The sequence below is a fragment of the Rubritalea profundi genome (assembly GCF_002954445.1).
Taxonomy (GTDB): Bacteria; Verrucomicrobiota; Verrucomicrobiia; order Verrucomicrobiales; family Akkermansiaceae; genus Rubritalea; species Rubritalea profundi.
On the sequence record NZ_MQWA01000001.1, the window covers coordinates 1,010,303 to 1,032,789 of the forward strand.

Below are 22,487 nucleotides of genomic sequence, written 5' to 3' on the forward strand. Positions count from 1 at the left end.
ATTGATCAAACTAAAAATATAAATTTAGCGAGCGGTTTTCATGAGTTTTTTTAATACCTCACGTAACTCTTTGGCTGGAATTGCAAAACTTTCAGCTCGGTTAGCGCGGGCAATATTCATGCCTACACACTCACCGTCAAGATTGAGCAATGGGCCACCGATGGTACGCGCACTAAATGGGATATCCGTTTGCAGCACACGTGGGAAACTATCCCTGCGTTTTGAATAGTCACCACTCATCTGATCATTCCTAGATTTCCTTTCCTTATATGCCTTATCCCGAGGCATCAGCTCTACATCAGCCTTCAGTAACTCCCCGTCACGCTCAAATTCGATAGGCACTTTCTCTCCAGCCATAAAATCTCGAATCCGATCGATCAGAGAATCCCGGGTTGTCACCTCATCTCCACCAAACTTCTTAATGATGTCCCCCGCTTTAAGTCCCGCCTTTTCCGCTCCAGTATCAGGGCTCACGACATGAATCTCTAAAGAGTCCTTATCAGGCTTAAAGGTGACTCCGATCACTGCTGGCGCACGCCCTTTGACCTCGCGGCTTTCAGCACTAATAATGCCAACATTCACGCGGCGCAAACTACGACTAGAAGCTCCATTTGCCACAACCCAAGAACCTTGAGGCAGGTCACTCGATTCAGCCCAAACAACAGGTGAAACCCCATCTGCATCCACCTTGAGCAATGCCACATCCCAGTGCGGGTCAGTAGCCACGACTTTGACCTCAGTATACTTGGTCTCACCAATACGCACTGCCAGATCAGTTCGCTGTTCGAGCTCGCTCGCTTTTACTAAAATATACCCATCCTCGCTCACTACGATACCGTAGTTAAAATTCCGCCAACCATCGTAGATAACGGCACTGCACTTCTGAATGGCTGCGCATTGCTCGCTAAAGGCGGCACGCACTTCTTTACCATTCGTGCGTTCGTCGCTAGGCAAGCTAGGTTGCGCCCAAATCAACATCTGCGAGCACGACAACAACATGCCCATACTCACTAATCCCCCTAATCCAAATGTTCGCTTCATCACTTTCTTTAGGTTCACTATATTTAACGTTTCACGAGATTAAATCCCACACTTTTCACTTTTCCATCTCTACTAAATTCAAGCAGTACTCGGTCACCCTCTGCAAATTTTTTCATTCTAGCTCTCAGATCTTCCTTAGATTTCAAAGGCATTGCATTGAGTGAGGTCAACACGTCCCCTACTTCGATTCCAGCATCTGCTGCTGGATAGTCCGGCTCCACCTGAGTCACCTCTAAGCCCCCATCTACATCCTTCACAGCCAAGCCCATAAAACCGGTGCCAGGCTTTGGTTTCTTAGCAAAGGGTCCATCACCAATAAATTCCCCCTTCTCTAGCATCTCCCAATATGCATGAAAAACCTGCAACGGCACGTGCATATTCTGAGCAAGTCGACGTCCCACTCGGCTATGGATAGCGACCAACTCTCCGCTCATATCAAACAAAGGACCTCCAGAATCACCACCAATCAAGACACAATCCGAGTGCACAGTAGTCTCCGCCACCTTTATCAATCGGCCTAAACGAACCACTGAACCACGTTCTTTATCAAATCCTCCTGAATGCCCTAAAGCAAACACCCAATCACCGACGCGCGTCGCCGGCCTACCATCGTCACTCTTTGCCTCATAATTGATAAATGGAAATTTCTCATCACTCAGAATTTTAAGCATACCTGCATCATTTTCAGAATTCAGCCCCAGAGACTTAGCCTCATATTCTGTGCCATCTTCCATGATCACCTTCATGTCCTTCTGAACGCCGGAGATAACGTGAGCAGCAGTAAGCACCAAACCAGTTTCGGACACAATCACACCCGTGCCGGAGCCTTGTCCCATTTTGATACAGACTGTTGCCTGACGGGCTTCAGCCAAATGCTTCTGTAAAGAAGTCTGAATAGCCATGAGATCCTCACGGCTTTCTGGCACCTTCTTATCGTTGACGTAAAGGCGTTCTGCAGCAGAAGAAGCCGCTAAAGTTGCGATCCACATACACACCGTAAGTTTTCCTAAAAGTCTCATCAATTCACAAATCCAGTATATTTGAACAAGGTAGCTTATGTCGCGAGGGATTCAATAAGCCATTTGAACAAATACTCCCTGATGAATAAAAATCGTCGCCAAAGCACAAAAAAGACGACCCGCTAGACCATTCTAAAGGAAACCCCCTAACCTTGAAGAACAGTGAACCTACCGGATCGTCTTGTCCTCTTGCGAAGACAATTGCAATATGTCATCACTTTCTCATTCTGCAAATAGTTTCGTGATGAATCGAGAAACTTTCGTTTAAAATTCCAGCCCACCCCCTGCTTCTGAGAGGGATTTGTCACATAGATCAATCTAGAAAAAATCTTTACCTAACTGCTCGCGTTGCATCGATGGTGGTTTATGGCGATTCCGGTAACTTAATACCCCGCCACTCTTTGCACCAACTTCACCACCGATCCGGCAAGGGCTAGGGCATTCAGGAAAATACAATTTCCGCCTCAGGAACCAAACTCCAGCTATCCCGACGAGTAATACTCCTCCAGCAACCCAATAGACGAGTGGCGGAACTTCGACTTCAGCCGCAGAGTCGAGCATTCCGACAAGCTTATCAGTCTTACTGTTTGATGGAGATTGCTGACCAACGATCGAGGTTACAGATTCTACTATCATTTCGCGTAGAATTTCCTCCACCCAAAACAAGCGCATGGAGAGTTGGCCCACAAAGCCATCGAGCTGGTCAAATACGTCTGATTTCTCACGCGCCTTGTGAGCTGCATTCCAGAGCAATTCCTTCACCTGCCATTCTGGTACTCTATCGCTCACTCCCCCAGCCAACAAAAAGTCTGAACGCTCTGGAGCTCCAATATAATAATAAACGATGACTATCGGGTCTTTATTCTCCTTGAATACAGTATCGTACACTTTTTGAGGCAAGTAACCCTCTGGCACCTTTTGTGCCGCATCGAAGAGGTAGACATAAATGGGCAACTCTGATTCCTCCATATGCAGGTCCAGCGCGTACTTAAAATCAATACGCTCCTGCATACTCAAGATCTGTTGAGGATCAACCAAATACCCTTCGGGCTTCTTGCCGAAATAGTGCTCTAGGTGAACTCCAGAAATATTAGAGTTCTCCTCCAGCCGCTTATGTAGATCCAAACTAGGTTTAGCATCAACAGCCTCGATAATCACCTCTACTTCCTGCTCTCGCTCAGGTGTGTCGTCCTCCTTCTTCGGTCCTGCAGCAGTAAGCAAAGCCATGCCAACCACCATCTCCCCCTCCTTGATTCGCGTTTTATCAAGATCGTTCCAAACAGGTAGAGGTGGGAGCTTTGCCGCCATACTAAGTGACGTCGCACCCAGTACCACTCCTACTATAAATCTAAGCCAGACATTCATCATTTCGCCAATCTGCGTGCTTTTCTCCGAAGCCGCTTCACATACTTACGCACTCCACCAAGCATTACTTCAATAGAATGCATAAAGTTAGATTCCAACAAGTAAGGATGACCTATCGTCAGAGCATCAAAAGACTCCTCCTCATTCATAGCGGCATCCAATAAATACCCCACATGCAAACACACCTCCTTGCGGTTCACATCTATCAATAACATCACGCACCCATCTTCACTCGCCGACTCGGGAATATCTTTAAACTCCCCTCGGTTCATCAACCAGAATCCATAAGAACGGATATTTTGCTCGTCGCTCAAGGAACATGTCGCCACACAAAAGTAAAGTTGCGGGAATGCTCGTTCAGCTCGCGCAATCCACTTTGTCACCCTCTTTCTATCAGCAACACGCAGAACACCAGCGGCATCATGAGGCCGTCTTACCGTCCTATCAAAACCTGCATACAATTCATCGAGTTGAGCCAAAACCAAGCCGCAATGAGGACATTCCTCGGCAGATAAATGCATGGTTTGTAGACATCGAGGGCAGCGCATGAGTCGGCACCATAAACAGCCTCATCACTCACGCCAAGCCCCTAGCCAAGATTTTTTTGTTTTTCAATTACCAACACAACAAACCTCAAACTCACCTAACAGAATTACAGGCATTCCTAATTCCTCAGCTCTTGTTGACAATCACTACTCGCTGTATCAATTTTTCTGTATGCCCGCTGACTCACCCAACTATGCTATCGCCCGGATTGACCTGCCGGATGCGCTTACGCATGGGTGGCAAGTCCGCCTCCAAAGACGTGGGATCAAATACGCTAAATTCTTTGCCGATGCCCCACTTGGCGGCATCGAGGCCTCACTTCTGACTGCCCGAAAATGGCGCGACTGCCTATTGAAGCGAATAGAAACCGAAGACCGCGCTAGGATTTGCCAGCGCTCAACTCGCAATTCCTCTGGAGTCGTTGGGGTCTCTAAAGTCTCAGTCGTCACCAACGGTGTCCGCTACACTTTCTGGCAAGCCACTTGGTCACCTGAATCAGGGAAGCGCCGCTGCGTGAAGTTCTCCATCAAACGCTACGGTGACACCCAAGCCTTTGAACTCGCCGTGCTGGCACGCACTGACGCCACTGGCCATTGATCCCCAGGAAGTTTACCTACTCCTTGCATTTTACTCTTCACAGCCACCCCTTCACCCTTCATCCTCCCACGCATGCAGCGTCTGATCGGCTCACTCATTCTTATCCTTGCCCTCGTTACTACGAGCTTAGCTTCCGAGCACGTCATCCTAACAGGTGGCACAGCTCTCAGGAAATGGGAAAACTACCGAGTACCGAATGACCGACACGACAAGTGGTGGGCCAACTTTATCCGCGCCTCCACCATGCAGATGGATATCATCAAAGCGCAAGAAGGTGACACCCCATCGATCATCTGGTACGTCTACAAAAAAGCTTACGAGCTTCGCGGTTCAGAAGACGGGAAACCCTACACAACTTGGATCACCGAACAGGCTCAAAAACGAAGAGCTAAACTTGTTTGGATCCACTCTGGCGATGACTTCATCCAGAAGTTCAACCGCCTACCAGCTGGCGGCACCCGCACATTCAACTATTTCGGCCACTCCAATAAGCATTGTTTTTTGCTCGATTATTCATCGCAGATCCTCGGCGTCTCTGCCTCATGGCTCCATGAGTCCGACCTCGAAAAACTCAGTTCACGTCCCTTCGCAAAAAAGGCAGTTTGTAAGAGTTGGGGTTGCTATACTGGTGAAAGCATGAATCGTTTCTGGAAGAAATCCACTGGTACCAGGCTGATAGGAGCCAAAGGCAAAACCGATTACTCGTCCCTCAGCTTTGGCAAAATGCCCACAGTCAACGGACGCTGGATTCGCTAGCACACAATTTTTTATTCATTAATCATCACAATCACGTAATTTCATGAAATTCGAAAAACTCAAAGCACTGTATGACCTCCCTCTCTTTGACCTCATCAAGAAGTCACGCGAAGTCCACGACGCAAACTGGATCGACAATGAAATCCAACTCTGCACACTCCTCTCTATCAAAACTGGCGGTTGCTCAGAAGATTGTTCCTACTGCGCTCAGTCCGCTCGCTACAAGTCAGGCGTAGAGTCTGAGAAGCTGATGGAAAAAGAAGACGTCATGGCTCGCGCTCGCGTGGCTGCCGAGTCTGGTTCCACACGCTTCTGCATGGGCGCAGCCTGGAAAGGCGTTCGCTCCGGCACTAAGCGTTTCGACCAAGTCGTTGAAATCATTGAAGACGTTTCCGAACTCGGAATGGAAGTCTGCGTCACACTCGGCGAAGTCGGCCCAGCTGAAGCTGTACGCCTCAAAAAAGCAGGTGTCACAGCCTACAACCACAACGTGGACACATCTCGTGAGCACTATCCTAACGTGGTTACTTCACACTCGTACGACGATCGTCTCCAGACAATCAAGAACGTCCAAGACGCTGGCATGGCTGTATGCTGTGGTGGCATCCTTGGACTTGGCGAGACTTCTGATGACCGCCTCAAGATGATCGAAACCATTTCTGAGCTCAACCCGCAGCCTGAATCAGTCCCGATCAACTCGCTCATGCCAATGCCCGGCACACCACTCGGCGATTCTGACCCAGTGACCATTTTCGATGTGATCCGGATGATCGCCATCACACGTATTGCTGTACCAAAAGCCAAGGTTCGCCTTTCTGCTGGTCGCACACAGATCTCAGAAGAAGGTCAAGCTATGTGCTTCTTCGCTGGCGCTAACTCCATTTTCTACGGTGACAAGCTCCTCACAGCTAAGAACCCAAGCATCCAGAAAGATCTAGATCTCATCAGTAAACTCGGGCTCAGTACTAGACAGCCTAACCCAGACATGGAAATCCCTAAGGCTACTTGTGACAAGGAAGCCAGCCCGTGTTGCGGATAGTTTCTTACTAGAAAATGAAAAACTTCCCATGCCCTACTCACTGAGTGGGGCATTTTTTTCTCATACCTAAAACCCACTCACCTAACAAGTCACCCTCGTTTTGCACAAAACGATTTCCATCACAGGCATCTCAGCCATTTCAGGTCTCGGCACCACGCTCAGCGCACATGCCGATGCCATGGAAATTGGTCAAACAGGCCTGCGATCGCTCAAAGCCTTGCTAGGTGATCGCATCGACTGCGGAGACCTGCAAGCGTCGTGGATCGAAGACCGTTCTATTCTGAACTCCCGCAAGTGGGCACCGGCATCAACTCTAGCAGTCCATTGCGCCAAGCAAGCAGTCGCCGACGCCGGTCTTGGGGGATCTGACTTAAAAAATGCGGCAGTCATCGCGGGCTCTTCGCGAGGCAATGCCTGGCTCAGCGACTGGCCTGGCCGCCGCCCCTTCAAACTAATGGCGGCCTCAAACTCTATGCATGGTGAGATTGCCTCGGCGGTCACTATCGAGTTAGGCATTACTGGACCCTGGCAAACAATTTCCTCAGGTTGCGCCGCCTCACTCGACGCCATTGGCATGGCCTGGATGATGCTTCAGGCTGGAGTGGTCGAACACGCCATCGTTCTAGGTATCGAGCTCCCGCTCGTTCCTGAAATCGTCCAAAATTATATCGACACGGGCGTCCTAAGCACCAACGGAATCAACGATCCCTACCACCCTAACACCTCAGGGTTCTTCCCAGGAGAAGCTGGCTGCGCACTCGTCCTCAGCTCTGAAGACATCCCATCTGCCCCAAAGCTGGACGGCTATTGGTGCAATTCCGATGCTGACTCCCCGATTGGTATGCCCGCTGATGGAAAAGGCCTCCGAGCTTGTCTCGAATCAGCACTAGCCAGCCTGCCACACGGCACTCATATTTCAGCCGTCTGCCCACACGCCTCAGGCACTCACCTGCATTCTCTAGCGGAAGAACGCGCACTATTAGATGCTCTCAGACCGAGCTCCCCAATCTCACTGCACCCGCTCAAGCCCTTCACCGGCCACACCGTCGGCGCCAGCGGAGCTCTCGATACGGCCATCTTAGCGCACTACCTTCGAAACAAAGAACTCCCGCCAAATCTCGCACTCACACAGCCCCCCGCCCCCTTCACCCTTCCTACCGAGAAGACCGAAGCGACAGACTCCATTCTGAAAATAGCAGTCGGCATGGGTGGCCACAACTCAGTCATCGCACTTTCGCCGCCACAGAGCTAAATTCAAAATAACATGACCGCTCTAGAAATTTCCATATCTGATCAGACCCTAAGAGTTCTAGAGAACGGAGTTGAACAGCGCAACTACCCTATCTCTTCAGCAAAAAATGGCCTAGGCTCTGAACAAGGTTCATTCAAGACTCCCACGGGAAACTTCATCATCGCCGAGAAACACGGACACGATGCTCCCATCCACACTATTTTCAAAGGCCGTTTACCAGTCGGTCTATGGACTGTCGGCGAGCACTGCGACGACGACCTCGTCACCACCCGCATTCTTTGGTTAGACGGCCAAGACGCCGATAACACCAACACCAAAGCACGCTACATCTACATCCACGGCACCAACCACGAAGACAAAATCGGCACCCCCCATTCCTGCGGTTGCATCCGCATGCGCAACCAAGACGTCATCGAGCTCTTCGAGAATATCACCGAAAACACCCCCGTCAGAATATCTCACTGAGTAAGCAAACTCACCACTTCACACTTTTAAAACATGAAACTCATTATTTTCGACTGCGACTCCACGCTCTCCTCCATTGAAGGAATCGACGAACTCGCTCGCGCTAAAGGCCCAGAAATCTTCTCAGAAGTCGAGGCTCTGACCAATGCAGCAATGAATGGCGAGGTGCCACTCGGCCAAGTTTTTGCACGCCGACTCGAGATCATCCGCCCAGACCTCGCGACCTGCGCGGCGGTCGAGCAACTCTACATCGACACCGTCGAGCCAACAGCCGTTGCGACCCTCAACACACTCCGTGAGCAAGGCTGGAAAATTGTTATCCTTTCCGGCGGATTCAAGCGACTCATCGAGCCACTCGCCGCCTTCCTTCAAATCGATCGCATCGAAGCTGTCCCGCTCAATCTCGATGAGAATGGCTTTTATATCTCCTTCGATAACAGTTACCCGACCACCTACAATGGCGGCAAACCTGAGATCATTCGCCAGCTCAAATCCGAGTTCACACCAGAGCAGATCATCATGGTCGGCGACGGAGTCTCAGACCTAGAAACCCAGTCAGAAGTGGATAGCTTCATCGGATACGGCGGCTACACTCCACGCGAAAAGGTCAAAGCTGGCGCCGACCACTTCATCTACAGGTTAGATGAGCTTCTAGCCCTCGTCTAATATGGAACTTCCCACACAACACCGATATCTATTCAATGGGCATCAAGAACTTCTCACTCCCGATGAAGCGAAGGCTTGGCGGAACCTCCAAGTCGAGAGACTCATCGAACTCTGCGAATACCCAGCCGTCAAAGAACTCTTTCACGTTCGTTGGATCGCTAGAGAACCCGAAGTGTTAGAGCTACTCAAAAGTGGCTCTGAGGACTTCTATAAAAACACCCTCCAGCGCCTCGATGGAAAAACAAAGCATTGCCCAAAGTGCTACGCCCTCTGCCGCACCAGCCGAGCCCGGCTGTGTCCCGAGTGCTCACATACTTGGTATAGATAAACTCACCGATCTCCATGCTCACCGAACAACGCGCCCACCATTTAGCCAAAGCTAGCGAAGCCTTTCAGGCCTTCCTCGGTCAGATCACAGCCAATGAGCTGCTCGACTGGGTCAGCCATGAACTCGGCCACCCAGAGGCGCTCGACGAGTTCCAGCAGGTGGGAGACATCCTCACCAAAGCGACTCCCCCGAAACACCTGCTGCACATCATCAGTGGCAACACACCACATGCTGGTCTCCAGAGCCTGCTTCGAGGTTTGTTAGTCGGCGCACAAAACACGATCAAACTCCCCGCGACGAAAGCCGACTGCGAATCCATCCCGGAGATCACCGCCTTTTACCGAGCCTTACCCAAAGAGCTGCAACAGCTTTGCCTCTTCACCAGCGAACTCAGTGACTCCTTGCTCGCCAGCGCTGACTGCGTGATCGCCATTGGCTCGGACCGCGCGATTGAGTCGATCCACCAACGGCTCAAGCCACAGCAACGTTTCATCCCCCACGGCCACAAAATTAGTTTCGGCCTGATCGACAAACCTAGTACCAAGAACGCCCAACTTGCAGCGACAGACGCCTCCCTCTACAACCAACAAGGTTGCCTCTCGCCCCATGCTATTTATGTTAAACAAGGGGCCGAAGACTTTGCGCCAATGTTAGCCAAAGCTATGGAAACTTTCAACCAGCGAGATCCACGTGGACCTATCGGACTATCGGAAAGTGGATCCATCCGCAATCTCCGCGAAACAGTACGCTACCAAGCCGCTCAAGAACCAGACAACTACCAGCTCTACGAGAGCAAAGGTGACACCAGTTGGACAGTCATTTACGAAAACTCACCCACCCTGCGCCCCAGCCCGCAGAACCGAACAATCTACGTTCGCCCCTGGCCTGATAACCCACTCGATCTAGGCAAAGAAGTGGAATATCTCAGCACTATTGCCCTCTCACCACTTTCAGCATTGCTCAAAACCGTAGAATGCCTCACACCTGCACGTGTCTGCCAACTCGGAAAAGCACAGCACCCACACCTCTTCTGGCACCACGATGGCATCGCCCCCCTCGCCAGCCTCGTGACTTGCCTAGACATCCATCTCTAAACGTAACAACGTAATCACCTAACACGTAAAAATTTTCAAATGAAAGACGCTCCTATCCGCACCACTGCCACCATCACAGCCAAACGCGACGATGGGGAAACCTTCATCGTCACTCTCCCTAATGGGAAGACCTCTCTAGGCCACTCCCAGATCAAGCACAAAGACTACCGCGACTCCCTCGAAATTGGCGACACAGTCACCGTTGAAATGACTCCATTCGACTTCGAAAAAGCCCGCATCATCCCGACTCCTGCGGAGTAATTAAGAATTAAGAATTAGGAGTTTTTCCTTTTTCCTCTCACCTTTCTCCTTCCTCTAACTTCATGAACATTATTTTGGGTACAGCGGGTCATATCGACCACGGCAAGTCATCCCTCATCAAGATTCTCTCGGGTATTGACCCTGATAGATTGCCTGAAGAAAAGTCACGTGGAGTGACGATCGAGCTCGGTTTCGCTCACCTTAGTATAGGAGACTTCGAGATCGGCCTGATCGACGTCCCAGGCCACGCCGACTTTATCAACAACATGGTCTCAGGAGTCGGAGCTCTCGATATTGCCTTGTTCATTGTTGCTGCCGACGATGGCTGGATGCCCCAGTCCGAAGAGCACCTACAGATCCTCAACTACCTTGGCATCGACAATGTCATCATTGCCCTCACCAAGTCCGACCTCGCCGAAGACCTCGACTTCACCATCGAACTCGTCCGCGAAGACCTCATCGGCACCACTATAGAAAATGCCCCCATCATTCCCGTTTCATCGATCACTGGTGACGGCATCGATGCGCTCAAAGCTGAAATCCTTGAACGTGCCAAAAATCTCAAGTCAGCCCCAAAGCACCACGTACCAAGGCTATCGGTAGACCGAGCTTTCTCACCTAAAGGCACTGGCACCGTCATCACTGGCACCCTAACAGGCCAAGCCGTCAACAAAGGCGACACACTAGTCTGCCTCCCACAAGGCCTCAGTGCCACCGTGCGAAACGTACAAAACCACAACGTAGCACTCGATGCCTCCGTCAGTGGGATGCGCACAGCCCTCAATCTCCCCGACCTCCCTCTTAAGCAACGAGGTAAACCTGGCGTCAGTCGTGGCTCTCTACTCACACTTCCCGACCATCTCACCCCCGTCGGAACGATCGATGTCCTGCTCCAGCGCGAGAATCGCTCGATCACAGGTCAATCGGCCACCAACCGAGCGCTCAAAAACACCGAAACCGTCGTCCTGCACCACGGCACCAGTCGCACCCGCGCCCGCGTCATCTTGCTCGACAGAACCACCCTTGAGCTTGGTGATAAATGCTTTGCCCAACTCCGACTAGAATCCCCGATAGCAGCCTGCACTGGCGACCGATTCGTCATCCGCGATGGCGGCCAGCAAGGCACCCTGCCGGCGGAATTATACTTGATGCCGCAGCCAAGGCCCGCGGCTTCCGCAGTGACAAACGCTCTGCATTTCTCACCCTCCGCGCCAAAGCGCCAGAAACTCTCCGCCCCCTTATCCTGAGCGAACTCACTAAGTCGCCCGCGCTCTCAGCCTCTCAGCCTCTCACTAACATTCCCTTCACTAAACAGCACATCACCCAGACGGTCGAAAAGCTGGTGAAGGAAAAGAAAGCCGCCCAACGCGCCGGCTTGATTCTTGCCCCACATTGGTGGAAAGAAATCACCAGCAAAGCCGCAGCTCTCATCGACTCATGGCACAAACACAACACGGACTCGCCGTCCATGCCTATCGGCACTTGGCGCACCCAGTTGTTAGCCGAGTCCACACCGGAACCACTTCTCGATGCCATAGAAAAACACCTACTCTCTAACGGCTACTCCAAACAGAAAGACGGCATTTGCAACGAAGATCACTCGCTCGAACTACCTGATCGCCTCGTCCCCTTTGCCTCAAGCATCCTCAAAACCTTCAAATCTAGCGGACTCACACCTCCTCCGCGTGTAGAGCTCGCGCCTGACGAGTCATCACAACAGGCCCTCACCTTCCTCATCCGCTCAGGTCAAGTCATCGAGCTCGACCCAAAGGCATTGTTAGACGCTGAGAACTTCCAAAAACTGCGCCAGTCAGTCATCGATCACCTTCAGACAAACGCCCGCGCCACAGCCAGCGAACTACGCGAGCAAAGCGGAGCCAGCCGCAAGTTCATCATGCCACTACTAGAAGGACTAGACGCCGAAGGCATCACCCGCCGCGACGGCGACTACAGAACATTAGCTCAGTAAGATGAGCATGAAAAGGCGAGCCAAAATATTCTTCCAATTTTGCACACCAATTCTCGCTTTACTCGGCTTTATTTCATCCTTTATCAAATGGGGTAGACCCGACCATTTTCATGGCCAAAGTTTTCCATTCCCTATCGTGATGTGGGATAAAGCAAAAAAATATAACGAACACCTCCCTGAGAACGACGAGACATTCATCGACTTTGTCGCCCCACAATCCCTTCTTCTCAACCCACTTGCATTTATTTTGACAGGTTTGTGCCTTTACCTTCTTTTTGAACTACTGTTAGCCACAACCAAGTTAGTGAAACACCTCAGAAAAAAGTAAACATTCTTAGGCAAAAAAATCTGTCGCTTCTTCCCGGTCTTCGATCAACGATAATCAAGATGTAACAACCTAATCACGTAACAACCAATTTCCCATGAAAGAACGCGCCGACGCCCTCCTTGTATCTCGCAAACTTTGCGATTCCCGTGAGCAAGCCAAACGACTCATCCTCGCTGGCGAAGTCCTCACTGGCACCACCGTGGTCTCAAAGCCCTCGACCAAGCTCGAAGTCGATGCGCATCTACTAGTCAAACAAAAGCCTAAATACGTCTCACGTGGCGGACTCAAACTCGAGGGTGCACTCAAGCATTTTGACTTCAACCCCGAGGGCTTGCTCTGTCTCGACTGCGGCGCCTCCACTGGTGGTTTCACCGATTGCCTCCTGCAGGCTGGCGCGGTCAAAGTGCACGCCATTGATGTCGGCACCAACCAGCTTGTTTGGAAAATTCGCAGCGATGAACGCGTTGTGGTGAAGGAAAAATTCAATGCCCGTCACATGGTGCCTGAGGATATTGGCGAGCAAGTTGATCTCTGTGTCACCGATGTTTCCTTCATCTCACTGACAAAAATCCTCCCACCACTTTTCAGCGTCCTCAAACCCGACGGTCACATCATCTGCCTCGTGAAACCCCAGTTCGAACTCCAGCGCGATGACGTCGGCAAGGGCGGCATCGTCCGCGATCCAGAACTCCACCAGAAAGCGGTGGATAAAATCCGCGACTTCGTCACCGAGGCACTAGGCTACCAATGGCTCGACTACACCACCTCCCCCATCACCGGCACCGACGGTAATGTCGAGTACTTGGCTCTGCTGAGTTTCTAGGGTTTGAGCTTCGCCCTTCATCATAGGAGGGGCCTATTGTTAACCAAATTCATCTGATCGCTTAGTAGTTATCCATCAGCATTAACCTAAGTCGCAAGGCTGCTGTCTGTTAGATTTAAATAGCACCACAAAAAGATAAAAAACACGGGAATACTTGACTCACCTAACAGTTCCCCATGCTTGGTATGTTCAATATCTAAACAGGCGCCAAGGCCGACCACCTGTTAAAGAAACTCTCTGCTAAGATCGTAAGTTTTGCGACTCTTTCTGGCTTAATCATACGAACAAGCAAATCCTTCAAGCCCAGTATTCCTCATGGCTCTCATCACAGCCGCCCAGCAAGGAAAAGCCACATTCAGCAAAATTGCAATGGAGATGCATGAACTCGATGAGTCATGCACTATCAGCCCTCAAGCACTTTGGAATCATCAGCCATATCAACGTAAGACTTAGCAATTGTCTAGCCAATCGCCCTGTCATGATGGGCTGCATCACACTCAAAATCTAGACACAAAAAAAGCGACCCGATTGTGCATCATCTGGAAAAACCCAAAAACCAGAAATGATATTCAATCGGGCCGCCTAAAAATTCGCGACGCTTGAACAATACCCCATGGAATGTTATCCGTCAACCACCTTTTTGAAATTATGTTTTGCTCGTGTTGCCTCATTGAAGAGGACACACAAAAAATATGATCTAACTGTAAATAGCTCCCGTTGCTTCATAAATAAGGACACTCTACGGCAACCATGACCATGAGTGAAAAAAGCATCAAAGAATACACAATCATGGGTATCCAAAATTACGGGATCTTGTACTACCATTCGTCGGCTAATTCGGCCAGAGAATCGCTGTAGGTAAGACGATGAGACAAGCTGAACCTCAGCCAGCGAATAAAACGAAACGTCCTCTGTGAGGCTGTCTCGAAGAAACCATTTATGAAGGAAATTGGTAATTTTTTTTCGCCATCCTCTATTTTTTGTTTTTTCGCGGATTATCTTTTTCTTTGGCTCAACTTTGTCCTTCATGCCCTCTACCTTGTGAAGATGGTTTTCCATTAGTAGCATCAGATTGTGAGTCAGGTTCTCGAAGAGAGCGTGTGCCTCTTTCGCCTCGTTCGAACTTGCTCAGGGACGATTTTCTTCAAGTTTTGTTTTTAGCTCGTCGAATACCTTTTCGATATCCCAGCGATGCTTGTAGAGTAAGACGATGGTCCATGCTGCAAGGGTCAATTCATCGGTCAAATAGCGATATTAGACCCCATCGGCTAGATTAATATAAATGATTTGGCGGATTTCAAAGCCCTCGGACGTCTCGACCATTCTGTCCGACATCACACCTTCGTTGCGCTTGTCTGAATAGTCGATGACTCGATGATCACTGATAAAATTGGTGACACTATTGCTTTTTTCCAAAGTCACGAAATAAATACCCTTTTGGGATTTAGCATTCATCCAGAATTGGTAATCAATGCTGGGCCGATCCCATAGGTAGAGCACTTTCGTCCACTTTGGAGCTTGGTCTCGAAGATTCTCAAGACTTTGGCGTTTGAGCATTTTCATGTCGTGCTCACTTTTTTTGCCATCCTTTGGTTTAGCTAAGTCCATGTAGCCAAGGTGATGGGTACGGAGATCTAACTTAAAGAAGTGTCCTGTTGCTGACTTGGATGGTTCTCTGAGAGGAGACGCATCGGATGTGGTCTTAGGGACGAAAATGGCCGCTTTTTGATAGTGACATCGCCAGCAAGAAGATGCCACTTTTTGAGTTCATCAATTCGGCTCAACTCATCAGTAATATGCTCCCGGAGCGGGATTTTCATTAGCTGATTCATGTGTCTTTGATGCTTTAACCTTCTGCCACTTTTGATACTTTCAAAGATATGGCTAACAGTTACTTTTTTGCCATCAAGTTTACGGTAGTTTTGGACAAAGCCGTTGCCTGATACAGCAGAGCTTATGCAGCGTTCGATTCCCATTTGGAGGTATTCAAAATCACTCAATCCATGGCAATCTCGTTGGTGATCTGAGATGGGAAATAGTTCAAATAAAGGATTGAAGAACCGTTGAGAAAAGTTAGCATCTATAGAGGTTCTGGTCATGGGAATTTTGTCCAACCCACCCCTCTAAAACAAGGTTTACTTGTACTTAAATGCTGTTTTTCTTCGTTTACTTCACTCAAGAAGCTTTATCCGACCCTTGAAGTGTCGAGCCCCATCATGGGACGCTGAGATAATGGAAAAGCGTCTTTTTGAGTCCTGGAATCCCCCGAATTTTGGATACCCATGTACACAATAACCATGCGGGAAAGATACGCCCGCATGACAGGTCGCAGAGCAAAAACCAAACTTCTTAATGAATTCGTAACAGTCACTGGCTGGGATCGAAAATATGCCAATAAAGTCATCCTCGGGCTAAAAAGAAAAACAGGCAGCAAGGAGCCCCAAAACAGTATGAAAAAGTCACTGTGGAAGCACTTATAAAGTGTTGGATAGTGATGGACCAACCATGTGGTAAAAGAATGAAGGATGCTCTGCCGTTGTGGACACCGCATCTAAATATCGCCACGAAGAATCGCCAATAATTAGAAGCCATTAGTGCCGCTAGCATTGATCGATTATTGAAAGATTTCAAAGTTCACGTAGGCAAGAAAATTCGCCCACCCAACCCAGCCTCAGGAGTGAAAAGTCTGGTAGAAGCTAGGGCCGAGAACTGGGACACATGTGAGCCTGGTTGGACAGAAGTAGACACAGTAGCACACTGTGGAGGAAACATGGGCGGCAGCTTCATATGGACACTAACCAGTGTAGATATAGCAAGCGGCTGGACAGAGATACGAGCTATATGAAATCGAGGGCAACACGCCTCGCTACAAGGTTTGGAATCCATATATGAAAGCCAACCGTTCACCTTATTGGGACTCAATAGCGACAACGAAGGCGAATTTTCAAACTACTTTGTATACGACTGGCTGAAAGAAAAAGATATTCATCAGACAAGGTCTCGACCCTATTTTAAAAACGACAAAGCCTATGTTGAGCAGAAGAAGTACACCCACGTAAGAAGCTTCCTAGGTTACGAAAGACTCTATCACCAAGAGCAGCTCGAAGAGCTCAATGAGCTACTCCGACTATGGGGTCTCTGGAATAATCTTTACAGAGTCACAATGAAGCAAAAAAATCGAATTAGGGGAAGGCTCGAAATTTATTAGTAGACATGAAAAAAGAGCTTTAGCCCAGCCCATGGATTACTCGCGAGCTGGAAATTATCAGATGACCAAACAGCCACGATAAAGCATCACCTAAGATCAATAATCCGTTTGAAATGCAAGTGGAAATACGCAGGAAAGAAAACGCATTTTGGGCAAAACGTAAGGAACTCATCCAGCAGGATATTGCAGAATCGCTTGCCTCGGAAGGCACCAAACCAACCCAAAATCAAGATTCGTAGAGTGTCCTAATTATGAGGCAACGCTACACAGTATGATCAAGAGCTTCGGTGTGCTCTATTTATGAGGCAACAGGTTAGGAGACCACTTCAGATTTTATGTGGTAAGGCTCAAACACTTTCGACTGTGCTTAGAGCCCGTATTTGGAGGGTAAAGCAATATGATTGCTATAATGTTCCGAAGAAGAGGCATTTAAATAGCTAGCCAACACACGCTCGATTTAAGAGCTCACTGAGCGAAGAGTTAAATTTGAACGGCCGAGATGTAGTCGATCGAACAAGCTTCTCACACTAGCCACTATTGCAACATTGTTGCAATAGTTGTTGACTATATCCATAAACGCAACTTAGTTGCATTAATGTTCGCCGTAGCTCATAAGTCCTTTGTAGATTGTGCCAGTGATCCAGGCAAAAATCTTTTAGCGGGGAATTGCCCAGTCTACACTTGTGTGGTGTTTGGCTGTGAAAGCGTGGGAAAAACACAATTACTAGCATCTCTAACAGGCAGACTCCCAGTATCTGAAAACTTCCTTGGATCTACTATTGCTTGTGACACGTATATCGATGTAGATCTGTGCTGGACTGACACACCAGGTATCGTGCGCGAATCTGAAACACAGGCCACACGATCTGCGCTTGAGCACATCGACTTGGCAAACCGCGTGATGTTGGTAGCGCGTGCAGACCGCGCTGCAGATGAGCTACCTGCACTCCTCCCCACTGCTGCCGGCAAACTTGGCTTTGTCGCGCTTACCTTTGCCGACAAAATTTCTAGTGAAAATGAAATCCAAACCGAAAAGCTAGAAAAAGCACTCGGCGTTCCCGTCTTTCTAGTCAATGCACGTGAGCTAAAAGCCAGTGAAGCATCGGCAATCCGCAATGCCGTGAGGACCTCTACAGAGAAATTCAGCACTATCTGCAATTCTATACCAGAGATACTACCTCTTCCAGAAAAAGTAAAAACTGCAAAGAAAAACCTCTGGCTCGCACTCTGCTCGAACCCTCTTATCGCCTTTCTGCTTCTTTTCCTCCCTGCTGCACTAGCTATTCTTTACACTAACAGTTTTGCCGACTGGCTCTATGACCCTATCGCAAGAGTAATTAAGCCAGCTCTAGAGGCTGTGACTACTTGGCCAGGTCTACCTGCAGCTCTCATCGGTGGTGATTATGGTCTGCTGGCGATGTTTCCATTTCTACTACTCTACGCAGTTCCCTCAATCATCGTCTTTTCTGCCGTTCTCGCGATTTACAAGTCGACAGGCCTCATCGATCGCCTGTCTTATGCGCTACACCCTCTACTTCGTCCTGTAGGCCTCGGCGGGCGCGAGCTTGTGCGCGTAGTGATGGGCTTCGGCTGTAATGTTCCTGCTATTGTGGCCAGCCGCTCTTGCCATAGTTGCTCCCGTTGCGCCTGTGTTTCGGCAATTTCCTTTGGCGCAGCGTGCTCCTACCAGCTTCCTGCGACTCTTGCTGTATTTGCGGCAGCTGGCATGGCTGAGCTCGGTATGGTTTATCTAGCCGTTCTAGCTGTGACCACGCTGATCTATTTGCGTTTTACCACTCCGAAAATCTTGCGCCTAGCGAGCAATGCAATTGTTGCCCCGCCTGTCGACTCACTGATTCGTCCATCATGGCGTGCGGTGTGGAGAGAAGTTGCTAGTAGCCTCAAATCTTTCGTGATAATGGCATTCCCAATTTTTGTGGTGATCTGTATTGCAGCCTCACTGCTAGATTATCTGGGAGTGATTGCTAGTCTGTCTGAAGTTTTAGCTCCAGCCCTCGCTCTTTTCAACCTGCCTGCAGATGCGGCATCAGCAGTGGTGCTCGGCTCTATTCGTAAAGACGGCATCGCTATCGGCCTACTAGATGGTAGTGGAGAAGGGCTAAAAGTAGCTCTAACCACACCAGCTCAGGTGCTCACAGCCGTTTACCTTTCTGGTGTTCTACTACCTTGCCTCGTCACCGTTTTCACTATCATCAAAGAAATGCGCTGGAAATTCGCCGCCAGTCTCTGTGCCAAACAAATGCTGTGGGCTTCTGGTTTCGCCATGATCATCGCGTGGAGTGGCGCCTTCCTCTTTTAAACAAAGCAAACACTGAGCAATGAATAAACCTGTTAGAAAACTTTTCTCTGTTGTTCAAGAAGAGCCCAAAGCTGATCCGAACCAGAAGGAAATGGTGAATCGCAAAGCCGAGGCTCAGCGCGTGGTCAAACGCCTCGAAAAAATTATCAAAGAGCACTACCAAGCGTCGCTTTCTCTCAGCATCGACCTTTCTGACGAGAACCTAAAAATCGTTACTAATGCCCTGCGCGATCACGCCCGCGGCGGCACTGGCAATATCACACTCAAGGAGAATGACGAAATTCGCGCTCACTGCCTCAATCGTCTATTTGAGGAACTCGTAGAAGAGCCCAGCAACATTCTCTACACCACGTCCACTGGAGCCGACACCATGCGCTATGACGCCATGGACCTCACTTTCTGGATCGAGTGTCTCGACCTTTTAGACCAATCGATCGCAGCTCAATAGAGCTCCCAACAAAATCTAACTCTACATAACAACACTCCAACAACCATTATGTCTAACGATATCGAATCCACAATTGCTTCTATTCCATTTGCAGAGCGTGAATCAGTACACCAGGTAGAAGAAGCCAAAGACCTGGCACCAAAGTTTGACGAAAAGGGCTGCATTCCATGTATCACCATGCACGCAGAGAGCAAAGAGGTACTCATGTTCGCATTCATGAACGAAGAAGCGCTTCGCCTCACCATTTCTACAAGGCTTGCACACTACTGGTCACGCTCCCGTCAGCAGCTTTGGAAAAAGGGTGAAACATCTGGCATGTTTCAACACGTGCAGCGCATCCTCATCGATGACGACCAAGACTGTGTGATTATCGAGGTAGCACTCACGCCTCCATCTATCGGCGGCAAAGAAGCATCCTGCCACGTTGGCTACCGCTCTTGCTTCTACCGCGAGATTCCGCTCGATACTAAACCTGGTGAAGCTGTAGAGCTCAAGTTCACTGAAGGAGAGAAATCCTTCGACGAAAAGGAAGTTTACAAAGGTACAGCGAACCCAACACAACTCTAACTCACTGATGACTGAAACTGCACAGTTTGAACAGACAAAGGTTCTCATCGTAGGAGCTGGACCAGCTGGACTTGGTGTTTCCGTAGCACTGAAACAAGCTGGAGTCGGTGACCAAATCGTAGTCGATTCACGTGAGGTCGGCGCAGCCTTTCGCTCGTGGCCAAAGGGCATGGCGCTGCTGACTCCATCGTTTTTCTCAAATGCCTTCGGGTTGACTGACCTTAACGCGATTGACCCTATCACGTCGCCTGCTGATTTTTTGAAAACGCAGCACCCGCAAGGTGTTGGTTATGCTAACTACTTGCAAGCAGTGGTGCAACACCACAGCCTGCCTGTACAATCAGGTGTAGCAGTCATTGCAGTAAAGAAAGAGTCTTCAGCTTTCCGTGTGACAACCTCAAAAGGCTCCATCAAGGCTGACTATATAGTCTGGGCTGCAGGGCAGTTTTTCCACCCTCGCGACCGCGACTTTCCAGGTGCTGAGCATGCAGTGCATAGCTCCAAGGTCGAAGACTGGAGTAAGCTCGAAGGAGATAACTTCACCATCATCGGCGGCTATGAAAGTGGTGTAGATGCAGCTCTCAATCTCGTCAACCGAGGCAAGTCCGTGCGGCTCATTTCGCGCGGTGAGCGTGGGCATCAGACCACCCTGACCCATCTCAATCACTCAGCCCTAGGACACTCGACCGCTTGCGCACGTTGCTCGCTGACCCAGAAAAACTTCCATTGTTAGAGCTGGTGAAAAACACCACAATCAAGAGCATTGAATTCGGGGGCGATTTTTGGATTTTACGTGACCAAGACGACATTCCGCTTGCTGCCAGCACTCAGCCGATTATTGCAAATGGCTTCGAGTCAGGCTTAAGCTTCGTCAGCGATCTCTTCGAATACGATAAACACAACCTCCCCGTATTCAGCGAAGAGGCCGATGAATCTACCATCACGCCAGGGCTTTTCTACAGCGGCCCATCACTCGTGCACCGTAAAGCGCTATTCTGCTTTATTTACAAATTTCGCGCGCGATTTGGCCTCATAGCAGCTGAAATAGCGCAGCGACTGGGCATCGACAATGTCGACCAGAAGCTCGAAAACTACGCTAAATCCGGCTTCATGAACCGAGACCTCGATTGCTGCACAGAGTGCGAGTGTGCCATCGAAAACCCAGAAAAAGACGCCCCTGAACCAACCGCATTTTCATAAGTCATGAATAAATCTAATAAACTTCCAGTGACTGTTCTTTCTGGCTTTCTCGGTTCTGGAAAAACAACTTTGCTCAACCACATTCTTCGCAACCGTGAAGGCAAACGCGTGGCGGTAATCGTCAACGATATGTCAGAGGTCAACATCGACGCGGACCTTGTGCGCAATGGTGATGCCTCACTATCTCACACCGAGGAAAAAATGGTGGAGATGTCTAACGGCTGTATCTGCTGCACATTGCGCGAGGATCTACTGCTAGAAGTCGGCAAAATGGCACGCGAGAATCGCTTCGACCACTTAGTGATAGAGTCCACGGGAGTCTCCGAGCCGATGCCTGTCGCCGAAACTTTTACCTTCACTGACGAAGATGGTAAGTCCCTAGGAGATGTCGCCAGTATTGATACAATGGTTACTGTCGTGGATGCTCCCAACTTCCTGCTCGACTACACCACTAACGAATCACTAAACGATCGTGGCCAAGCCGTCGATAAGGGTGACGAGCGAAGCATTGTTGACCTGCTCACTGACCAAATCGAATTTGCCGATGTCATTCTAGTGAACAAGACCGACATGGTTTCTGCAGAGCAGGTAAAGCAAGTGCACGGTATGATCCGAGCGCTCAATCCACAGGCAAAAATCTACGATACGGTAAACTCAGAAGTGCCACTCGATACCGTAATTGGCACAGGGCTCTATGATGAAGACCGTGCGGCAAGACAAGAAGGATGGCTCGACTCACTGGTCGCTCACACACCTGAGACTGAAGAATACGGTATTTCTAACTTCATTTACGAACAACGTACCCCCTTTCACCCACAACGCTTCTACGATTGCCTGCACAAGGATTGGCCAGGCGTGATCCGCTCCAAGGGCGTGTTCTGGCTAGCCTCTCGACTCAAGCTTTCTGGCTACTGGTCACAGGCTGGCTCGATCAGTCACCACCAATGCGCAGGTAATTTCTGGGCTGCCGTGCCAAAAGCACACTGGCCAGAGGACACCACTCACATAGACCGTGTATGGGACGGTGAAAATGGCGACTGCCGCCAAGAGCTTGTGCTTATCGGTCAGAACATGGATCGCGAAGGTCTCACTGGCATGTTCGATGCCTGTTTACTCACCGATGAGGAAATCGCCACCAACGAACGTAAATGGCACAAAATTTTCTCTGACCCCTTCCCTAAATGGAAAATCTGAC

The 22,487-nt window shown here is 49.6% G+C and carries 25 protein-coding genes and 1 pseudogene; 19 read left to right on the forward strand and 7 right to left on the reverse strand.

Going from position 1 to position 22,487, the window contains the following annotated elements; all coding sequences use genetic code 11:
- Positions 1-24: 24 nt before the first annotated feature.
- The 4 genes from BSZ32_RS04350 to BSZ32_RS04365 all read right to left on the reverse strand — a co-directional run bounded on the left by BSZ32_RS04350 (position 25) and on the right by BSZ32_RS04365 (position 3,946).
- Positions 25-1,041, reverse strand: coding sequence for a S1C family serine protease (locus BSZ32_RS04350; RefSeq protein ID WP_105042295.1), 1,017 nt, complete (start codon positions 1,039-1,041; stop codon positions 25-27).
- A 23-nt stretch (positions 1,042-1,064) separates the two neighbouring features.
- The gene (locus BSZ32_RS04355) at positions 1,065-2,030 is read right to left on the reverse strand and encodes a S1C family serine protease (protein ID WP_165788640.1); all 966 of its coding nucleotides are present in this window, start codon (positions 2,028-2,030) and stop codon (positions 1,065-1,067) included.
- Between the two features lie 348 nt (positions 2,031-2,378).
- Complete coding sequence (locus tag BSZ32_RS04360; RefSeq protein ID WP_129589587.1) at positions 2,379-3,368, reverse strand: hypothetical protein; 990 nt, start codon at positions 3,366-3,368, stop codon at positions 2,379-2,381.
- 56 nt (positions 3,369-3,424) lie between these two features.
- Complete coding sequence (locus BSZ32_RS04365) at positions 3,425-3,946, reverse strand: hypothetical protein (protein ID WP_105042298.1); 522 nt, start codon at positions 3,944-3,946, stop codon at positions 3,425-3,427.
- Positions 3,947-4,142: 196 nt separating this feature from the next.
- Here BSZ32_RS04365 and BSZ32_RS04370 point away from each other — a divergent pair, with 196 nt between their 5' ends.
- The 14 genes from BSZ32_RS04370 (at position 4,143) to BSZ32_RS18680 (ending at position 14,002) form a co-directional block, all read left to right on the forward strand.
- On the forward strand, positions 4,143-4,568 hold the full coding sequence (locus tag BSZ32_RS04370) for an AP2 domain-containing protein (RefSeq protein WP_105042299.1): 426 nt from the start codon (positions 4,143-4,145) through the stop codon (positions 4,566-4,568).
- A 72-nt stretch (positions 4,569-4,640) separates the two neighbouring features.
- Positions 4,641-5,324, forward strand: a complete 684-nt coding sequence (locus BSZ32_RS04375; protein ID WP_105042300.1) for a hypothetical protein — start codon at positions 4,641-4,643, stop codon at positions 5,322-5,324.
- Between the two features lie 43 nt (positions 5,325-5,367).
- A complete protein-coding gene (gene bioB / locus BSZ32_RS04380) occupies positions 5,368-6,363 on the forward strand; it encodes a biotin synthase BioB (protein WP_105042301.1) in 996 nt (331 codons plus the stop codon).
- Between the two features lie 100 nt (positions 6,364-6,463).
- The gene (locus BSZ32_RS04385; protein ID WP_105042302.1) at positions 6,464-7,615 is read left to right on the forward strand and encodes a beta-ketoacyl synthase N-terminal-like domain-containing protein; all 1,152 of its coding nucleotides are present in this window, start codon (positions 6,464-6,466) and stop codon (positions 7,613-7,615) included.
- 12 nt (positions 7,616-7,627) lie between these two features.
- The gene (locus BSZ32_RS04390) at positions 7,628-8,080 is read left to right on the forward strand and encodes a L,D-transpeptidase (RefSeq protein WP_105042303.1); all 453 of its coding nucleotides are present in this window, start codon (positions 7,628-7,630) and stop codon (positions 8,078-8,080) included.
- Positions 8,081-8,113: 33 nt separating this feature from the next.
- Positions 8,114-8,746 carry an HAD-IB family phosphatase gene (locus BSZ32_RS04395; RefSeq protein WP_105042304.1) on the forward strand — a complete coding sequence of 211 codons (633 nt, stop codon included), beginning with the start codon at positions 8,114-8,116 and terminating at the stop codon, positions 8,744-8,746.
- Position 8,747: 1 nt separating this feature from the next.
- Complete coding sequence (locus tag BSZ32_RS04400) at positions 8,748-9,074, forward strand: hypothetical protein (protein WP_105042305.1); 327 nt, start codon at positions 8,748-8,750, stop codon at positions 9,072-9,074.
- Positions 9,075-9,088: 14 nt separating this feature from the next.
- Positions 9,089-10,168 carry an acyl-CoA reductase gene (locus BSZ32_RS04405; RefSeq protein WP_105042306.1) on the forward strand — a complete coding sequence of 360 codons (1,080 nt, stop codon included), beginning with the start codon at positions 9,089-9,091 and terminating at the stop codon, positions 10,166-10,168.
- A gap of 39 nt (positions 10,169-10,207) precedes the next feature.
- Positions 10,208-10,429, forward strand: coding sequence for a S1 domain-containing protein (gene infA / locus BSZ32_RS04410; RefSeq protein WP_105042307.1), 222 nt, complete (start codon positions 10,208-10,210; stop codon positions 10,427-10,429).
- 62 nt (positions 10,430-10,491) lie between these two features.
- On the forward strand, positions 10,492-11,676 hold the full coding sequence (selB, locus tag BSZ32_RS04415; RefSeq protein WP_105042308.1) for a selenocysteine-specific translation elongation factor: 1,185 nt from the start codon (positions 10,492-10,494) through the stop codon (positions 11,674-11,676).
- A 95-nt stretch (positions 11,677-11,771) separates the two neighbouring features.
- Positions 11,772-12,398: a SelB domain-containing protein gene (locus tag BSZ32_RS04420; RefSeq protein ID WP_165788641.1), complete on the forward strand. Its 627-nt coding sequence runs from the start codon at positions 11,772-11,774 to the stop codon at positions 12,396-12,398.
- A 7-nt stretch (positions 12,399-12,405) separates the two neighbouring features.
- Positions 12,406-12,726: a hypothetical protein gene (locus BSZ32_RS18675; RefSeq protein ID WP_165788642.1), complete on the forward strand. Its 321-nt coding sequence runs from the start codon at positions 12,406-12,408 to the stop codon at positions 12,724-12,726.
- Between the two features lie 94 nt (positions 12,727-12,820).
- Entirely contained in the window at positions 12,821-13,549 is a 729-nt protein-coding gene (locus BSZ32_RS04430) for a TlyA family RNA methyltransferase (RefSeq protein WP_105042310.1), read from the forward strand.
- A 315-nt stretch (positions 13,550-13,864) separates the two neighbouring features.
- Positions 13,865-14,002 (forward strand): hypothetical protein, encoded by a 138-nt coding sequence (locus BSZ32_RS18680; protein WP_165788643.1) that lies wholly within the window; start codon positions 13,865-13,867, stop codon positions 14,000-14,002.
- Between the two features lie 675 nt (positions 14,003-14,677).
- Here the strand turns inward: BSZ32_RS18680 and BSZ32_RS20535 are convergent.
- From BSZ32_RS20535 to BSZ32_RS04445, 3 genes are read right to left on the reverse strand one after another with little or no spacing between them, the layout of a single operon-like run.
- Positions 14,678-14,794, reverse strand: a complete 117-nt coding sequence (locus BSZ32_RS20535; RefSeq protein WP_129589590.1) for a transposase — start codon at positions 14,792-14,794, stop codon at positions 14,678-14,680.
- 9 nt (positions 14,795-14,803) lie between these two features.
- Entirely contained in the window at positions 14,804-15,157 is a 354-nt protein-coding gene (locus tag BSZ32_RS04440; protein ID WP_105042312.1) for a hypothetical protein, read from the reverse strand.
- A gap of 26 nt (positions 15,158-15,183) precedes the next feature.
- Positions 15,184-15,648 carry a hypothetical protein gene (locus tag BSZ32_RS04445; RefSeq protein WP_105042313.1) on the reverse strand — a complete coding sequence of 155 codons (465 nt, stop codon included), beginning with the start codon at positions 15,646-15,648 and terminating at the stop codon, positions 15,184-15,186.
- Between the two features lie 1,704 nt (positions 15,649-17,352).
- Here BSZ32_RS04445 and BSZ32_RS04465 point away from each other — a divergent pair.
- The 5 genes and pseudogenes from BSZ32_RS04465 (at position 17,353) to zigA (ending at position 22,486) form a co-directional block, all read left to right on the forward strand.
- On the forward strand, positions 17,353-19,077 hold the full coding sequence (locus BSZ32_RS04465; RefSeq protein ID WP_105042317.1) for a nucleoside recognition domain-containing protein: 1,725 nt from the start codon (positions 17,353-17,355) through the stop codon (positions 19,075-19,077).
- Positions 19,078-19,096: 19 nt separating this feature from the next.
- Positions 19,097-19,525, forward strand: a complete 429-nt coding sequence (locus BSZ32_RS04470; RefSeq protein ID WP_105042318.1) for a hypothetical protein — start codon at positions 19,097-19,099, stop codon at positions 19,523-19,525.
- A gap of 48 nt (positions 19,526-19,573) precedes the next feature.
- A complete protein-coding gene (gene hisI / locus BSZ32_RS04475) occupies positions 19,574-20,092 on the forward strand; it encodes a phosphoribosyl-AMP cyclohydrolase (protein ID WP_105042319.1) in 519 nt (172 codons plus the stop codon).
- Between the two features lie 7 nt (positions 20,093-20,099).
- A pseudogene (locus BSZ32_RS19625) lies at positions 20,100-21,292 on the forward strand (NAD(P)/FAD-dependent oxidoreductase).
- Positions 21,293-21,295: 3 nt separating this feature from the next.
- On the forward strand, positions 21,296-22,486 hold the full coding sequence (zigA, locus tag BSZ32_RS04485; protein ID WP_105042320.1) for a zinc metallochaperone GTPase ZigA: 1,191 nt from the start codon (positions 21,296-21,298) through the stop codon (positions 22,484-22,486).
- Position 22,487: the final 1 nt, after the last annotated feature.

Bases quoted from the DNA above. Each gene is read 5' to 3' on its own strand.
- BSZ32_RS04350 (WP_105042295.1), bottom strand. From the start codon at position 1,041: ATGAAGCGAACATTTGGATTAGGGGGATTAGTGAGTATGGGCATGTTG.
- BSZ32_RS04355 (WP_165788640.1), bottom strand. From the start codon at position 2,030: ATGTGGATCGCAACTTTAGCGGCTTCTTCTGCTGCAGAACGCCTTTAC.
- BSZ32_RS04360 (WP_129589587.1), bottom strand. From the start codon at position 3,368: ATGGCGGCAAAGCTCCCACCTCTACCTGTTTGGAACGATCTTGATAAA.
- BSZ32_RS04365 (WP_105042298.1), bottom strand. From the start codon at position 3,946: ATGCATTTATCTGCCGAGGAATGTCCTCATTGCGGCTTGGTTTTGGCT.
- BSZ32_RS04370 (WP_105042299.1), top strand. From the start codon at position 4,143: ATGCCCGCTGACTCACCCAACTATGCTATCGCCCGGATTGACCTGCCG.
- BSZ32_RS04375 (WP_105042300.1), top strand. From the start codon at position 4,641: ATGCAGCGTCTGATCGGCTCACTCATTCTTATCCTTGCCCTCGTTACT.
- bioB (WP_105042301.1), top strand. From the start codon at position 5,368: ATGAAATTCGAAAAACTCAAAGCACTGTATGACCTCCCTCTCTTTGAC.
- BSZ32_RS04390 (WP_105042303.1), top strand. From the start codon at position 7,628: ATGACCGCTCTAGAAATTTCCATATCTGATCAGACCCTAAGAGTTCTA.
- BSZ32_RS04395 (WP_105042304.1), top strand. From the start codon at position 8,114: ATGAAACTCATTATTTTCGACTGCGACTCCACGCTCTCCTCCATTGAA.
- BSZ32_RS04400 (WP_105042305.1), top strand. From the start codon at position 8,748: ATGGAACTTCCCACACAACACCGATATCTATTCAATGGGCATCAAGAA.
- BSZ32_RS04405 (WP_105042306.1), top strand. From the start codon at position 9,089: ATGCTCACCGAACAACGCGCCCACCATTTAGCCAAAGCTAGCGAAGCC.
- infA (WP_105042307.1), top strand. From the start codon at position 10,208: ATGAAAGACGCTCCTATCCGCACCACTGCCACCATCACAGCCAAACGC.
- selB (WP_105042308.1), top strand. From the start codon at position 10,492: ATGAACATTATTTTGGGTACAGCGGGTCATATCGACCACGGCAAGTCA.
- BSZ32_RS18675 (WP_165788642.1), top strand. From the start codon at position 12,406: ATGAAAAGGCGAGCCAAAATATTCTTCCAATTTTGCACACCAATTCTC.
- BSZ32_RS04430 (WP_105042310.1), top strand. From the start codon at position 12,821: ATGAAAGAACGCGCCGACGCCCTCCTTGTATCTCGCAAACTTTGCGAT.
- BSZ32_RS18680 (WP_165788643.1), top strand. From the start codon at position 13,865: ATGGCTCTCATCACAGCCGCCCAGCAAGGAAAAGCCACATTCAGCAAA.
- BSZ32_RS04440 (WP_105042312.1), bottom strand. From the start codon at position 15,157: ATGGACTTAGCTAAACCAAAGGATGGCAAAAAAAGTGAGCACGACATG.
- BSZ32_RS04445 (WP_105042313.1), bottom strand. From the start codon at position 15,648: ATGACCAGAACCTCTATAGATGCTAACTTTTCTCAACGGTTCTTCAAT.
- BSZ32_RS04465 (WP_105042317.1), top strand. From the start codon at position 17,353: ATGTTCGCCGTAGCTCATAAGTCCTTTGTAGATTGTGCCAGTGATCCA.
- BSZ32_RS04470 (WP_105042318.1), top strand. From the start codon at position 19,097: ATGAATAAACCTGTTAGAAAACTTTTCTCTGTTGTTCAAGAAGAGCCC.
- hisI (WP_105042319.1), top strand. From the start codon at position 19,574: ATGTCTAACGATATCGAATCCACAATTGCTTCTATTCCATTTGCAGAG.
- zigA (WP_105042320.1), top strand. From the start codon at position 21,296: ATGAATAAATCTAATAAACTTCCAGTGACTGTTCTTTCTGGCTTTCTC.